Origin of the sequence: Aeromicrobium sp. (assembly GCF_050700635.1) — a bacterium.
Lineage (GTDB): Bacteria > Actinomycetota > Actinomycetes > Propionibacteriales > Nocardioidaceae > Aeromicrobium.
The window spans coordinates 1-13,411 of sequence record NZ_JBOHDT010000129.1 but is presented as its reverse complement, the minus strand read 5'-3'; the positions used below and the strand labels follow the sequence as shown (position 1 = coordinate 13,411).

Annotated in this window: 12 protein-coding genes; 5 read left to right on the top strand and 7 right to left on the bottom strand. The window is 68.1% G+C overall.

Annotated features, from left to right (window positions below; translation table 11 throughout):
- Positions 1 to 19: 19 nt before the first annotated feature.
- From ACRDPN_RS10310 to ACRDPN_RS10295, 4 genes are all read left to right on the top strand, one after another.
- Positions 20 to 466 (top strand): protein jag, encoded by a 447-nt coding sequence (locus ACRDPN_RS10310; protein ID WP_431447362.1) that lies wholly within the window; start codon positions 20 to 22, stop codon positions 464 to 466.
- The gene (rsmG, locus tag ACRDPN_RS10305; protein WP_431447361.1) at positions 463 to 1,086 is read left to right on the top strand and encodes a 16S rRNA (guanine(527)-N(7))-methyltransferase RsmG; all 624 of its coding nucleotides are present in this window, start codon (positions 463 to 465) and stop codon (positions 1,084 to 1,086) included. Before ACRDPN_RS10310 ends, rsmG begins: the two co-directional genes overlap by 4 nt.
- Before the next feature lie 121 nt (positions 1,087 to 1,207).
- Positions 1,208 to 2,185: a ParA family protein gene (locus ACRDPN_RS10300; RefSeq protein ID WP_431447360.1), complete on the top strand. Its 978-nt coding sequence runs from the start codon at positions 1,208 to 1,210 to the stop codon at positions 2,183 to 2,185.
- Positions 2,185 to 3,078: a ParB/RepB/Spo0J family partition protein gene (locus ACRDPN_RS10295; RefSeq protein WP_431447359.1), complete on the top strand. Its 894-nt coding sequence runs from the start codon at positions 2,185 to 2,187 to the stop codon at positions 3,076 to 3,078. Before ACRDPN_RS10300 ends, ACRDPN_RS10295 begins: the two co-directional genes overlap by 1 nt.
- A 44-nt stretch (positions 3,079 to 3,122) precedes the next feature.
- On the opposite strand, the gene trxA is transcribed toward ACRDPN_RS10295, so the two are convergent.
- From trxA to ACRDPN_RS10270, 5 genes are all read right to left on the bottom strand, one after another.
- Entirely contained in the window at positions 3,123 to 3,446 is a 324-nt protein-coding gene (gene trxA / locus ACRDPN_RS10290) for a thioredoxin (RefSeq protein ID WP_431447358.1), read from the bottom strand.
- A 40-nt stretch (positions 3,447 to 3,486) separates the two neighbouring features.
- Positions 3,487 to 4,467, bottom strand: a complete 981-nt coding sequence (gene trxB / locus ACRDPN_RS10285; protein WP_431447357.1) for a thioredoxin-disulfide reductase — start codon at positions 4,465 to 4,467, stop codon at positions 3,487 to 3,489.
- A 71-nt stretch (positions 4,468 to 4,538) separates the two neighbouring features.
- Positions 4,539 to 6,110, bottom strand: a complete 1,572-nt coding sequence (locus ACRDPN_RS10280) for a protein kinase domain-containing protein (RefSeq protein WP_431447356.1) — start codon at positions 6,108 to 6,110, stop codon at positions 4,539 to 4,541.
- A gap of 64 nt (positions 6,111 to 6,174) precedes the next feature.
- A complete protein-coding gene (gene murJ / locus ACRDPN_RS10275; RefSeq protein ID WP_431447355.1) occupies positions 6,175 to 7,824 on the bottom strand; it encodes a murein biosynthesis integral membrane protein MurJ in 1,650 nt (549 codons plus the stop codon).
- Entirely contained in the window at positions 7,817 to 9,847 is a 2,031-nt protein-coding gene (locus ACRDPN_RS10270; RefSeq protein WP_431447354.1) for a DUF6049 family protein, read from the bottom strand. Before ACRDPN_RS10270 ends, murJ begins: the two co-directional genes overlap by 8 nt.
- A gap of 253 nt (positions 9,848 to 10,100) precedes the next feature.
- Here ACRDPN_RS10270 and ACRDPN_RS10265 point away from each other — a divergent pair, with 253 nt between their 5' ends.
- Positions 10,101 to 11,555, top strand: a complete 1,455-nt coding sequence (locus ACRDPN_RS10265; RefSeq protein WP_431447353.1) for a CCA tRNA nucleotidyltransferase — start codon at positions 10,101 to 10,103, stop codon at positions 11,553 to 11,555.
- A 54-nt stretch (positions 11,556 to 11,609) separates the two neighbouring features.
- Here ACRDPN_RS10265 and ACRDPN_RS10260 read toward each other — a convergent pair whose 3' ends face one another.
- Together ACRDPN_RS10260 and ACRDPN_RS10255 are read right to left on the bottom strand one after the other, a co-directional pair.
- Positions 11,610 to 12,689 (bottom strand): inositol-3-phosphate synthase, encoded by a 1,080-nt coding sequence (locus tag ACRDPN_RS10260; RefSeq protein WP_431447352.1) that lies wholly within the window; start codon positions 12,687 to 12,689, stop codon positions 11,610 to 11,612.
- Between the two features lie 23 nt (positions 12,690 to 12,712).
- Complete coding sequence (locus ACRDPN_RS10255; protein WP_431447351.1) at positions 12,713 to 13,360, bottom strand: PadR family transcriptional regulator; 648 nt, start codon at positions 13,358 to 13,360, stop codon at positions 12,713 to 12,715.
- Positions 13,361 to 13,411 lie beyond the last annotated feature (51 nt).

Genomic DNA, 13,411 nt, shown 5'->3' with positions numbered 1-13,411 from the left:
GGACTCCACGAAGCTCGAGGTGGAGGGCGACGCCGCGGCCGACTTCCTCGAGGAGCTGCTCGACATCGCGGACCTCGACGGCGACATCGACATGGACGTCGACGGAGACCGCGCTGCGGTTTCGATCGTGGGCGGCGACTTGCAGCATCTGGTCGGACGCGATGGTGACGTTCTCGAGGCGCTCCAGGAGCTCACTCGGCTCGCGGTCTATCGCGAGACGGGTGAACGGAGCCGTTTGATGCTCGACGTCGATGGCTACCGCGCACAACGTCGGGCGGAGCTGGTCGTCGTTGCTGAGGAAGCGATCGAGAAGGTCCGGGCCAGCGGTGAGTCGGTCCCGTTGGAGCCCATGTCGCCCTTCGAACGCAAGGTCGTGCACGACGCCGTGGCGGACACCGGGCTGATCAGCGAGTCTGAAGGTGTGGACACGAATCGACACGTCGTGGTGCTGCCCGCGTCCGAGTGATCGTGGGCGTTTCACGTGAAACAACGCCGCCTTCGGCTGGCGAGTTGTTCGGCGGTCGGCTTCCGCTCGCGAACCGATATGTCGACTTGTTGGCATCCGAAGGCGTTGCGCGCGGATTGATCGGCCCGCGCGAGGTGCCACGGTTGTGGGACCGGCATTTGCTCAACTGCGGCGTGGTGGTGGTGCGCGTGCCGGAGGGCGCCACGGTCGCCGACGTCGGCTCCGGGGCGGGTCTTCCCGGGATCGTGTGGGCCATCGCCCGTCCGGATCTCGACATCACGTTGATCGAGCCGTTGCTACGTCGGACAGTCTTCCTCGAGGAGGCCGTCGAGGCTCTCGGGCTGTCACGAGTGACCGTCCGCAGATCTCGGGCCGAGGACGTCGAGGCGACCTTCGACGTGGTGACCGCGCGCGCTGTGGCACCTCTCGAGAAGCTCGGAGGGTGGTGTCTCCCCCTCGTCAAACCGGGCGGCTTGTTCCTGGCATTCAAGGGTCGCACCGCGCAGGAAGAAGTAGCCTCGTCCACAGCGGCACTTCACAAGATGGGCGCGACCGATATCGTGGTGTCTTCGTACGGTGACCTGCAGGTTCCGGCGACGGTGGTGGAGGTGACGCGGTGAGTGTGATGGCAGAACTGCGGTGGCGACAGACCCGCCCAGGCAACCCCTCGCCGATGCCCGTCCACCGGTCTGTTTCACGTGAAACACATGATGCCGAAGCACCCTGCAGGGAGGTCACCACATGAGCGCATCCGCCGCCGGCCCTTCGACCGGAACCGCTCCTCCCGCATCCGCCGGAGCCGTCAGCGAGGCGAACGAGGAGGCATTCGACGACGACGCGACACCCTTGGCCTCGGAGGCCCAGGATCACGTCGATCTGGCGCGTCGCGTCCATGCGACCTCGGCTCTGCCCGAGCCGGCACAGACCCGCGTCTTCGTGGTCGCGAACCAGAAGGGCGGAGTGGGAAAGACGACAACCGCCGTGAACGTCGCCGCCGCGTTCGCCATCAAGGGCTTGCGCGTTCTCGTCATCGACCTGGACCCACAGGGCAACGCCTCGACCGCCCTGCGAATCGACCACTCCGAGGGAACGCCCGGCGTCTACGAGGCTCTCGTCGACGCCACCGACCTCGACGAGCTCGTACGACCGGCCCCTGATCTTCCAGGACTGACCGTGCTGCCGGCGTCGATAGACCTCGCCGGGGCGGAGATCGAGCTCGTGTCGTTGGTGGCCCGTGAGACCCGACTCGACAACGCTCTGCAGGGATACCTGGAGGACTGCGAAGACGCCGGCGACCGGATCGACTACGTGCTCATCGACTGCCCACCCTCACTCGGACTGCTCACCGTCAACGCGCTCGTGGCCGGTCGCGAGGTGCTCATCCCGATCCAGTGCGAGTACTACGCGCTCGAAGGACTCGGCCAGCTGGTCCGCAACATCGATCTCGTGAGGCGCCACCTCAATCCGAATCTGGAGATCACCACGATCTTGCTGACGATGCATGACGCACGCACTCGCCTGTCGGCAAACGTGGCCGAAGAGGTGCGCAAGTTCTTCGGCGACAGCGTCCTCCGTACCGCGATTCCGAGGTCGGTCCGCATTTCCGAAGCGCCCAGTTACCAGCAGACCATCCTCACCTACGACCCGACGTCATCGGGAGCGCTGTCCTACCTCGAGGCGGCCCGTGAGATCACCGATACAGCACGAAAGGACGACTGATGACACGACGCGGTCTGGGTCGCGGACTCGAGGCGCTCATCCCCGCGTCACCCGCGGAGGCGGAGGCCAGCGGCCTGCAGGAGATCGACGGTGCCCGGTTCGCGGAGATCCCGCTCACGCAGATCAGCCCCAACCCGCGTCAACCGCGGAAGGCCTTCGACGAGGACGAGATGGGCGAGCTCGTGCACTCCATCCAGGAGGTCGGCCTGCTGCAGCCCGTGATCGTGCGCTCCACAGGACCCGAGGCGTACGAGCTGATCATGGGGGAGCGCCGTTGGCGTGCCACACGTGAAGCAGGACTCGACACGATCGGGGCGATCGTCCGTGAAACGTCCGACGAAGACCTACTGCGCGATGCGCTCCTGGAGAACCTGCACCGTTCTCAGCTGAATCCGCTGGAGGAGGCGTCGGCGTACAAGCAGCTACTCGACGACTTCGGCTGCACGCACGAGGAGTTGGCCGAACGGATCGGAAGATCCCGTCCGCACATCGGCAACACGCTGCGCCTGCTGAAGTTGACGCCGACCGTTCAGCGTCGCGTGGCTGCCGGCGTGTTGTCAGCAGGGCACGCCCGGGCCCTGGTCTCGGTGGTCAACGCCGAGATCCAGGACCGACTCGCACAGCGTGTCGTGGCCGAGGGGCTCTCGGTGCGGGCACTCGAGGAGATCGTCACGGTCGAGCCGGACACCCGGCGACGGCCGGCTCGACGATCAGGAGGCAAGCTCCACTCGCCGAGAGTCGCCGAGCTTGCGGGGCGACTGTCGGACCGGTTCGACACGCGGGTGAAAGTCGACCTCGGACGCAGCAAGGGCAAGATCACCGTCGAGTTCGCGACCGTCGAGGACCTCGAGCGGATCGTCGAGCTCATGGACCCACGCCGGGTTAGACGCTAATCATTGCACTAGTCGATTTGTCGATAAATCGACTTAGTCTCAGTTCAGGCGAACTCGGAGAGCTCGTTGAGGATCGCCGACTTCGGACGGACACCGATGATGGAGCGCACGAGCTCACCCTCGTAGTAGAGGTTCATCGTGGGCAAGCCCGTGACGCGGTACTTGGCCGGTGTGGCCGGATTTGCGTCGGCGTCCATCTTGACGATCGTGAGGGCTTCGCCCTTGTCGGCGGCGATCTCCTTGAGGATCGGTTCGAGCTGACGGCAGGGTCCGCACCAAGCCGCCCAGAAGTCGACGAGCACGGGCCCGTCGGCCTTGAGCACCTTCTCGTCGAAGTCGGCGTCGGTGACGGCGGTGATCTCTGCCATGGTTCTCCTCGGTCGGGTCAGTGCTTCTGATGAGCGAAGCTCAGTGTTCGTTGATGAGTGCGGCGTCAGGTGTGGGTGCACCGGCGTGGTCGAGGTCGGCCAGGAACCGTTCGGCATCGAGCGACGCCGCGCAGCCAGTGCCGGCAGCGGTGACGGCCTGGCGGTAGATGTGGTCGACGAGGTCGCCGGCGGCGAAGACGCCCTGGAGATTGGTGGCGGTGCTGCCGGGTTGCACGAGCACGTAGCCCTCGTCGTCGAGCTCGACCTGACCCTTGAGCAGCTCCGACCGCGGGTCGTGGCCGATCGCGATGAACAAGCCGGTGGCGTCGACGCGGCGCGTCTCGCCGGTGGCGGTGTCGCGCAACGTGATGCCCTCGAGCTTCTCGTCGCCGTGCAGCTCGGCCACCTCGGAGTTCCAGGCGACCTCGATCTTGTCGTTGGCGAACGCACGATGCTGCATGATCTGGGAGGCGCGCAGCTCGTCGCGCCGATGCACGAGCGTGACCTTGGATGCGAACCGGGTCAGGAAGGTCGCCTCCTCGACGGCGGAGTCGCCGCCCCCGACCACGACGATGTTCTGCTCGCGGAAGAAGAAGCCGTCGCAGGTGGCGCACCAGCTGACGCCGTGACCGGAGAGACGATCCTCGCCCTCGATCTCGAGCTTGCGGTAGCCCGAACCCATGGCCAGCACGACCGCAAGAGCGCGGTACGTGGTGCCGTCGGCGAGACTGACCGTCTTGACGTCACCCTCGAGCTGCACCGACTCGACGTCGTCGGAGATCAGCTCGGCGCCGAACCTCTCGGCCTGCGCGCGGAACTTGTCCATGAGCTCGGGACCCATGATGCCGTCGGGGAAGCCGGGGTAGTTCTCGACGTCGGTGGTCGTCATCAGCGCGCCGCCGGCGGTGACCGAGCCTTCGAACACCAGTGGGGCGAGGTTCGCGCGCGCCGCGTAGACGGCCGCCGTGTAGCCCGCGGGCCCGGAGCCGATGATGATCAGGTCGCGGATGTCGTCGCTCATGCCTGTGCTTTCTGACGGGGCTGTGGACTACTGGTGCAACGCAGTCTAAGTCGTGGGAATTCCCGGGACTGTCAGGCACGACCTTGGACAGTGACCTCGCGGATCTCGCCACGGAACCGCTCCGGTTCGACCTCCGGCAGGCTCGTGAGCCACACCACGACGTAGCGGGTGAACAGGCCCGACGGGATGCTCACCGAGGCATCAGTCCCGGCAGCATCGATCGTGGCGATCCTGCGAAGATCCTTGAGACTGCGCGGTTCGGACGCTCCTGGGCTGGACGCGTACACCGACACGTCGGTCGGGCCGCCGGCCAGACGGAGGCGCAGTGAGCTGAGCTCACGGGGCCCGCCGAGATCAAGCACCACGCCGACGCCCGTCTTGAGGCCACCGAGATCCGGGCGGTTGAAGTATGTGTTGGTGAGCCAGCCGGTGCCCGCGTCTCCGTCGACGACCAGCCCGACGAGGTCGGGGTTCTCGGCGGCGTCGTCGCTCTGCGGGTCGAGGTCGTTCACCCCGGCCACCTGCAGCGCCTCGACCGGCGCGGGGGAGTCGACCGGGCCGTTGTCGCCATCACCGCCGGACGTGCGGCTGACGGAAAAAGCGAGCACGGTGGCAAGGAGGAGGACGACGGCCACACCGGCGAGCACGAAGCGCTGATCGCCCCTGGTGGCCCGCATGACCCGCGCCTTGCCGCGCTCGAACGAGGTCGGCGGCGGGGGCTCGTAGGCCTTGGGCCGGCGGCGCGGCGGCGCAAGGCCGGGGGGCGGGCCCTGGGGAACGACGACCGGGTCCATGCGCAGCAGGTCGGGGGAGGACACGCGGGTGAGCGTGGTGGGCCCGTCGGTGCGAAGGGACTCGTCGCCGACGAGCAGGAGCGCCCGGGCGACGTCTTCGGCGGTGGTGATCTTCGGACGGTGATGTGCCGGGGGGTCGCCGAGGATGCGGTCGCAGACGGCGTCGAGCTCGTGCGAGACCCCGGCACGGACCTGTCGTGGTCTGAGCAGACGCCCGTGCTCGGTGGGTGCCGCACGCAGCTGGTCGATGTGCGCACCCGGCCATCGGCTGACGAGACACGCGTAAAGCAGCTTGCCGAGGGCTTCGACGTCGAGCCGCTCATAGGTGAGCAGGTCGTCGAGGGAGTCCTCGTGGCCGGCGGGGGCAAGGGCCGAGGCCACGCCAAGCCCGACGACGCGCACGGCGCCGGACTGCTTGAGCAGTACGTGATGGGGGGTGAGACGCCGGTGGTAGACGCCGCGCTCGTGGGCGTGGGCCACCGCGTCGGCGACCTCCGTCATGACTCGCGCGGCCCGCGGACTCGGCAGCGGTGACTGAGCGAGGAGCTGATCGAGCGGAAAGGCCCGGGCCCACTCGCGGACGACGAGATGCTGTCCGTTGTCGTCCTCGATGAGGTCGAGCACCCGCAGGAACCGGGGATCGGTGACGCTGGTCGAGAGGCGGGCGGCCTCCAGGAAGTGGTCGGCACGCGGATCGGTGCTGGGCAGCATCTCGATGCCGACGTTGCGGTTGAGGATGCTGTCGTTGGCGCGCCAGGTGACTGAGCCGAGCCGTTCGGTGACGAGATCCTGGAGCTCGTATCGGTTGGCGAGGACGTCACCGGACGCCATGGTGCGCCTCTCGCTCATCAACACCCTTTCCGATATCTCTTCCATCGTAGTCGGATGGGCTGACGACCCAAGGGAGCCTCGACTAACGGCGGCGCAGCAGGCTGCGTGCGACGTACGAGAGCTGGTCGAGTCCGAGCAGGAGGGCGGTGCCGACGTATGCGGCCGCGCCCAGGAGTCCCGCCACGACGAGCACGCCGAGAGCCGGGCCGGGCGCGTCCGTGTCGAGCCCTGCGCGATCGAGTGCGGCCACCGCGCCGAGCATCACCGCGGCCGCCACCGCACAGGCGGCGGCGAGCCGTACCGCGAACACCGCGGTCTCCCGGTCGAGGACGGGACCGATGGAGCGCGAGAGCAGGGTCGTCGACAAGGTGGCGCCGACCACGTAGGCCAGGCCGTACGACAGCGCCAGCAGCGCGGCCACGCGGGCCGGGGCGGCGTTGTAGGTGAGCGTATAGGCGGCGGCCACGTTGACGGCGGCAATCACGAGCTGCACGAAGAACGGGGTGCGGGTGTTCTCGTTGGCATAGAAGCCGCGCAGCATCAGGTAGTGCACGGTGAACGCGATCATCGCCGGGGCGAACGCCGCGATGGTGAGCCCGATGACGTCGGCGTTCCCACGGATGCCGCCGTAGGCGATGGCGTTGGCGCCGGTCGGTCCGAGGCAGGCCGCCGCCACCGCCAGCGGCGCGATGATGGCCAGCGCGAGACGGAGAGTGCGTCCGAGCTCGAGGCGCATCCGGTCGTGGCGCCGGTCGGCGGCGAGTGCGGCGAGGGTCGGGATGACGGCCGTGGCCAGCGACACCGTGATGACACCGTGCGGCACCTGGCTGACCAGGAAGCCGATCTCGTACACGGCGGAACCGGCCGCCTTCTCGCCGGACTCCGCACCGGCCAGGGTGCCCCGGGTGCCGAGACGCTGGATGACGATGAACGCGACCTGGTTGGCCAGGATGAACAGGAGGGTCCACGCGCCGAGGCGCAGGGTGTGGCCGAGCCCGACGCCGCGGAAGTCGAACCGGGGACGGAACGCGAAACCGGTCTGGCGTAGGTACGGGATGAGCACCGCGGTCTGCACGGCGACGCCGGCGGTGGAGCCGAGCCCGAGCAGCAGCGCCTGGTCGGTGGTGAAGCCGTCGGTGCCGTTTGAGGTGCCGAACATCGCGAGGTAGAGGCAGAGGACTGCCACGGCGACCAGGTTGTTGGCGATCGGCGCCCACATCATCGGGCCGAAGCGTCCACGTGCGTTGAGCACCTGCCCCATCAGCACGAACGAGCCGTAGAAGAACACCTGCGGCATGCACAGCCACATCAGCAGCTGGGCGGACTCGCGCTGGTTCTCGAATCCGGGGGAGAACAGCTTCTGGTCGAACACGAGGTGCACGAGCCCTGGAACGATCAGGAGGAGGATGACGGTGGCGATCGCGAGCACGAGCAACCCGAGGGTGATGATGCGATGGGCGTAGGCATCGCCCCCGTCGGGGTCCCTCTTCATCGCCCGCACCAGCTGCGGCACCAGGACGACGTTGAAGACACCGCCGGCCACCAAGATGTACAGCGCGTTGGGAATCGTGTTGGCGTTGTTGAAGAGGTCGGCGTCGAGCAGCGTGCCGATCGTGAAGGCGATCAGCAGCATCCGGAAGAAGCCGGTGATGCGGGAGGTCACGGTGCCGAGGGCCATCCAGGCGCTGCTCCTCGCGAGGTCGGGAGTCGCCTCGTCCCGACCCTCAGTCATCGGGGTCCGCCTCCAGCACCGGAGTCGAAGGGGCGCGATCGTCCCGCTTCGGGTGCCCGCGGAAGCGGCGGGCCAGGGCGATGGCGACGAAGGCCGCGGCGAGGCCGATGGCCACCCACAGAGCGGCGCCGACGCGGCTGGACCGCACGTTGAAGACAGCCGGCACCCCGAACGCCTCCCCGTCGCTCGTGATCATGCGAGCGGTGAGCGTCGCCGACGTCTGGCGCCTCATGTCGACGTCGATGGTGAGGGTGTGGCGCTCGCCGGCGGCGACGTCCACGGGCTCGGAGTCCGGCACGCCGAAGGCCGGATTGCTCGATTCGATCTGCACAGACACGCGCACCGGATGGTCCGTGTCGTTGCTGATGGTCACCGGGAAGCTTCCTTCGGAGCTGGAGAGCGTGACCGCGCCGGGACCCTCGATCGTGATGCGGTCGAGGTCGCGCTCGAGGCGACGCGCCACCGCTCGCGCGGTCGCCAGGCCTTCGGCCCGCAGCTCACGCCAGCGCACACCCAGAACCTCGGCGATCCGCTGCGCGCTCTCGGCCTGCACGCCGTCGTTCTCCGGACTGATCCGGCCGAGCAGCTCGGACGTCTCGACGGCGCCGGCGGCGGCGGCGATCTGCCCGTCGCCGATCGGCCGAGACTTGGCCGTTCGGGGCACCGACCCCTCGTACCTTCTGAGCGACTCGTTCATCAGGTCCTCGAGGGTGACGCCGTCGACGAACGAAGCTCCGAACACGTCGTTCAGCTGCGCCTCGGCGGTCGCTGCGCCGGGATTCCATCGTGGGTCGATGATCGCGACGGCGTCTGCACGGGAGCCGGGGTCGGCGCCGGTCTGCAGCGACGCCAGTGCCGCCTCGCCGAGCATGCGCTGGCGCAGCGTGGCGACCGTGGTCTGACCGGGGACGCCGGTGTCGAGCGCGTCGTTGACCAGCAGCGGCATCGGCCCCGACCGTGCTGCGTACTGAACGATCGAGCCATCGCGACGTTCCCAGCCGGGAACCGCGGACGGCGACACGATCACCGGCTTCTCGCCGGTACCGCGCACCGCCGACAGCAGTGGGGCGGTGACGCCCTCATCGGTCGGCCAGGCGACCCGGCGCCCTGTGAGCTGGAACTGCTCGAGGGCCGCGGCTGTCGCCTGCTCGACGACACCGCTGAGCGCCCCGGCCGACGAGGACTGGGTGATGCCGAGGATGTCGGGGCGGTCGTACTCGAGCACCCAGGACGTGTTGTCCCGGGCGAGCCCGATGAGGTCCTCGAGAAACCTCTGGGCGGACTCGCGCTGCCCCGCATGCATGGAGACACCCTTGGGCAGGTTCCGCCCGCGACTCAGGTCGTCGAGCCCGACCAGCAGCGCGGGGTCGATGACGACAGTCGTGCCGTCGGAACGGGTGGAGGCCGCGAGATCGAGCTGGTTGCGCAGCCGACCGTTGGGGGACACCAGCGCGAGGAACGCCTCGGGATCGGCATAGTCACCGTTCGGCTTGCGGCGGTCGGGCATGAGGAACGGCCAGACCAGGCCGGCGGACGCGGTCTCGGGGCTCGAGCCCGCCACGAGTGGGAGGAAGGTCGTGGCCCGGCCGATCGCCGTCGTGTCGCGCGTGCCGTCGACGTCCGTGCCGAGGATCTGGACACCCACCGGGTAGACACCGTCGGCGCCGGAGATGCCGAGCCGCTTGTACGGCACCCGGACCTCGAACTGGGTGGACACGCCCGGCCGCAGATCCCCGAGGTCGTCGATCGACTTGAGGTCGATGATCCGTTCGCCGGTGTACGCGGTGCCGGAGTCGATTGCGTCGTCGACCTGCTTGCGGGTCGTGAACGGGGTGGTCGAGATGACGAGATAGGCCTGTGCGTCCGTCCATGCATGGTCGTCGCGATTGGTGACGGTGCCCGACATCGTGACCGTCGCGCGGTCCTCGAGGGTGCTCGGGGTGAGGCCGGTGATTCGGACGTCGAGGTCGGGTTCGTCGGCGGCCCTTGCGGGCGACGGGAGTGTGGTGAGTAGAGGGAGCACCAGGGTCGCCACGAGCGCGCGCGAGACCACACGGCGACCAGGCCGTGCCTCCCTTCTCCGATCCGGGTGCGCGGGGCGTCGCATCTCGCCTGGCAGCGTTATCGTCAGTCGCCGCACAACACCGGTGCGCCTCCCACCTCTGCCTTGCCAGCCGAGCGCGACACCACGCGCACCTCGAACCGGAAAAGGGAGACGCGGCCTAGAACCCACGCGCTCATGGTAGGCGGGCGCTGCGCCCGTAGAGTGTGTGGTCGTGTCCAACTCGCCCGGCCTGACGCCGCATCAGCGTGAGCGGCTCGACCGGCTGATCGGCTCCGAGCCGGCACTCGTCGAGCTCGGCGAACGTTTCGCCGCGGCCGGGCACGAGCTGTCCGTCGTCGGCGGCCCGGTGCGCGACGCGCTGATGGGCCGGGCCGGCCAGGACTGGGATCTCACCACCGACGCGCGTCCCGAGCAGATGGAGGAGCTGGTCGCCGGCTGGGCCGACGCGATCTGGGACGTCGGCCGCGCGTTCGGCACCATCGCGATGCGCAAGGGCGGCGTGCACATCGAGGTCACGACCTACCGTTCGGACGAGTACGACTTCGCCTCGCGCAAACCTCAGGTCCGCTTCGGCGAGACCCTCGACGGCGACCTCTCCCGACGCGACTTCGCCATCAACGCGATGGCCGTGTGGCTCCCGTCAGGGGATTTCGTTGACCATTTCGACGGGCTCGCCGACCTCCGGGCCGGCGTGGTCCGTACTCCGGTCGCCGCCGGCATCTCCTTCGGCGACGACCCCCTGCGGATGATGCGCGCGGCGCGCTTCGTCGCCCAGCTCGGCTTCACGGCGCATCCCGAGGTCGTCACGGCGATGACTGCGATGGCGGACCGACTCGACATCGTCTCGGCCGAGCGCATCAGGGACGAGCTCGTCAAGCTGCTGTGCTCAGACCATCCGGTCGCCGGACTGAGAATTCTCGTGGAGACGGGGCTCGCGGACCACATGCTGCCTGAGCTGCCCGCCCTCGTGCTGGAGCGCGACGAGCACCACCGGCACAAGGACGTCTACGAGCACTCGCTCACGGTGCTCGAGCAGGCCATCGCACTGGAGGCCCGCCTCGACCCTGGGTCGAACGGTCACGGGGCCGATCTGGTCCTGCGGCTGGCCGCGTTGCTGCACGACATCGGCAAGCCGAGGACCCGGCGTTTCCAAGCCGGTGGAACGGTGACGTTCCACCACCACGACGTCGTCGGCGCGAAGCTGGCGAGGAAGAGGCTCCGAGCCTTGAGATTCGACAACAGCACCGTGGACCGGGTTTCACGACTGGTCGGATTGCATCTGCGGTTCCACGGCTACGGTTCCGGCGAGTGGACCGACTCCGCGGTGCGACGCTACGTGCGCGACGCCGGCGACCAGCTCGAGCGTCTGCACATCCTGACCCGCGCCGACTCCACCACGCGCAACCAGCAGAAGGCAGCGCGACTGCAACGCACCTACGACGAGCTCGAGGAACGCATCGCCGTGCTCGCCGAGAAGGAGCAGCTGGATTCGATGCGGCCCGATCTCGACGGCAACCAGATCATGGATGTCCTCGGCATCGGCCCCGGACGCGAGGTTGGTGATGCCTACCGGTTCCTGCTCGAGCTGCGGATGGACCAAGGCCCGCTGGGCGAGGCCGCCGCCGCAGACGCCCTCAAGACCTGGTGGGCTGACCGCAACGGGTAGCGGGATGGCGAAGGCCGGACCCCCGAGGGATCCGGCCTTCAACGTTGGTGCGGTTCAGCGCACCTCGGTACCGGCAATGAACGCCTCGAGCTTGGTGCGACCGATGTCGTCGGGACGCTGCTCCGGTGGCGACTTCATCAGGTAGGACGAGGCGCTGAGCAGCGCTCCGCCGATGCCGCGGTCCTTGGCGATCTTCGCCGCACGGATGGCGTCGATGATGATGCCGGCCGAGTTGGGTGAGTCCCAGACCTCCAGCTTGTACTCCATGTTGAGTGGCACGTCGCCGAAGGCGCGGCCTTCGAGCCGGACGTACGCCCACTTGCGATCGTCGAGCCACTGCACGTAGTCGCTCGGGCCGATGTGCACGTTCTTGGCGCCGAGGTCGTGCGAGAGGTTGGACGTGACGGCCTGGGTCTTCGAGATCTTCTTGCTCTCGAGGCGGTCGCGCTCGAGCATGTTCTTGAAGTCCATGTTGCCGCCGACGTTCAGCTGGTACGTGCGGTCGAGCACCACGCCGCGGTCCTCGAACAGCTTCGCCAGCACGCGGTGGGTGATGGTGGCGCCGACCTGGCTCTTGATGTCGTCACCGATGATCGGCACGCCGGCGTCCTCAAACTTCTTGGCCCACTCGGGGTCGGAGGCGATGAACACCGGGAGCGCGTTGACGAAGGCCACGCCCGCGTCGATGGCGCACTGCGCGTAGAACTTGTCGGCCTCCTCCGAACCCACCGGCAGGTAGGACACGAGCACGTCGGCCCGGGTGTCCTTGAGCACCTGCACGACGTCGACGGCGGGGAAGTCGGACTCCTCGATGGTCTCGAGGTAGTACTTGCCGAGCCCGTCGAGCGTGTGGCCGCGTTGCACGGTGATGCCCAGGGGTGGCACGTCGGCGAACTTGATGGTGTTGTTCTCGCTCGCGGTGATCGCCTCGGAGAGGTCGAAGCCGACCTTTTTGGCGTCGACGTCGAACGCAGCGACGAACTCGATGTCGTTGACGTGGTACTCGCCGAACTGAACGTGCATCAGACCGGGGACGTTGCCTTGCGGGTCGGCGTCCCGGTAGTACTCGATGCCCTGGATCAGGGACGTGGCGCAGTTGCCAACGCCCACGATGGCTACACGTACGGAACCCATGGGTTCTCCTCCAGTGGTTGTGGTCATTCGCTCGCGCCCTTCTTCTTCTGGCTTCTGTTCTTGCCGGTTGCCTGCTCGTCGTGCGATGTCTGGTAACCCCCAGAGCGCTCACGGTCGATGAGCTCAGAGAGCCAGCGCACCTCGCGCTCGACCGACTCCAGCCCGTGCCGTTGCAGCTCCAGCGTGTAGGAGTCCGCCCGCTCCCGACCGCGTTGGGTCGAGTTCTTGACGTGCTCGAGCCGCTCCTCCAACCGGCTGCGCCGCCCCTCGAGGATGCGCACCCGGGTCGGCGAGGCGGTGCGCGCGAAGAACGCGAACCGCACACCGAAGCTTTCGTCGTCCCACGTGGCCGGCCCCGACTCCTCGAGGGCCTGTGCGAAACGCTCCTTGCCCTCGGCGGTGAGCCGGTAGACGATCCGGTTGCGACGACCGCGGACGGCCTCCGATCCCGGCGTCTTGGCGGACTTGGCCCCCTTCGGGCTGGGTGGATCGGCCACGATGAAGCCGTCCTTGCCCAGTGCCTTGAGGCAGGGGTAGAGCGTGCCGTAGGAGAGCACGCGGCCCCAGCCGAGCAGCACGATGAGCTGCTTGCGCAGCTCGTAGCCGTGCATGGGAGCGTCGTGCAGCAGTCCGAGGACTGCTAGCTCGAGTGCCGCTCCGCGCCGTGTCATGGTGGCCCCATCGTCGAAGGCGTTCCGTCGTGGTGACGAACTGGTATATCG

Coding starts and splice junctions, on each gene's coding strand:
- trxA (WP_431447358.1), bottom strand. CDS start 3,446: ATGGCAGAGATCACCGCCGTCACCGACGCCGACTTCGACGAGAAGGTG.
- ACRDPN_RS10255 (WP_431447351.1), bottom strand. CDS start 13,360: ATGACACGGCGCGGAGCGGCACTCGAGCTAGCAGTCCTCGGACTGCTG.
- ACRDPN_RS10295 (WP_431447359.1), top strand. CDS start 2,185: ATGACACGACGCGGTCTGGGTCGCGGACTCGAGGCGCTCATCCCCGCG.
- trxB (WP_431447357.1), bottom strand. CDS start 4,467: ATGAGCGACGACATCCGCGACCTGATCATCATCGGCTCCGGGCCCGCG.
- ACRDPN_RS10280 (WP_431447356.1), bottom strand. CDS start 6,110: ATGAGCGAGAGGCGCACCATGGCGTCCGGTGACGTCCTCGCCAACCGA.
- murJ (WP_431447355.1), bottom strand. CDS start 7,824: ATGACTGAGGGTCGGGACGAGGCGACTCCCGACCTCGCGAGGAGCAGC.
- ACRDPN_RS10300 (WP_431447360.1), top strand. CDS start 1,208: ATGAGCGCATCCGCCGCCGGCCCTTCGACCGGAACCGCTCCTCCCGCA.
- ACRDPN_RS10260 (WP_431447352.1), bottom strand. CDS start 12,689: ATGGGTTCCGTACGTGTAGCCATCGTGGGCGTTGGCAACTGCGCCACG.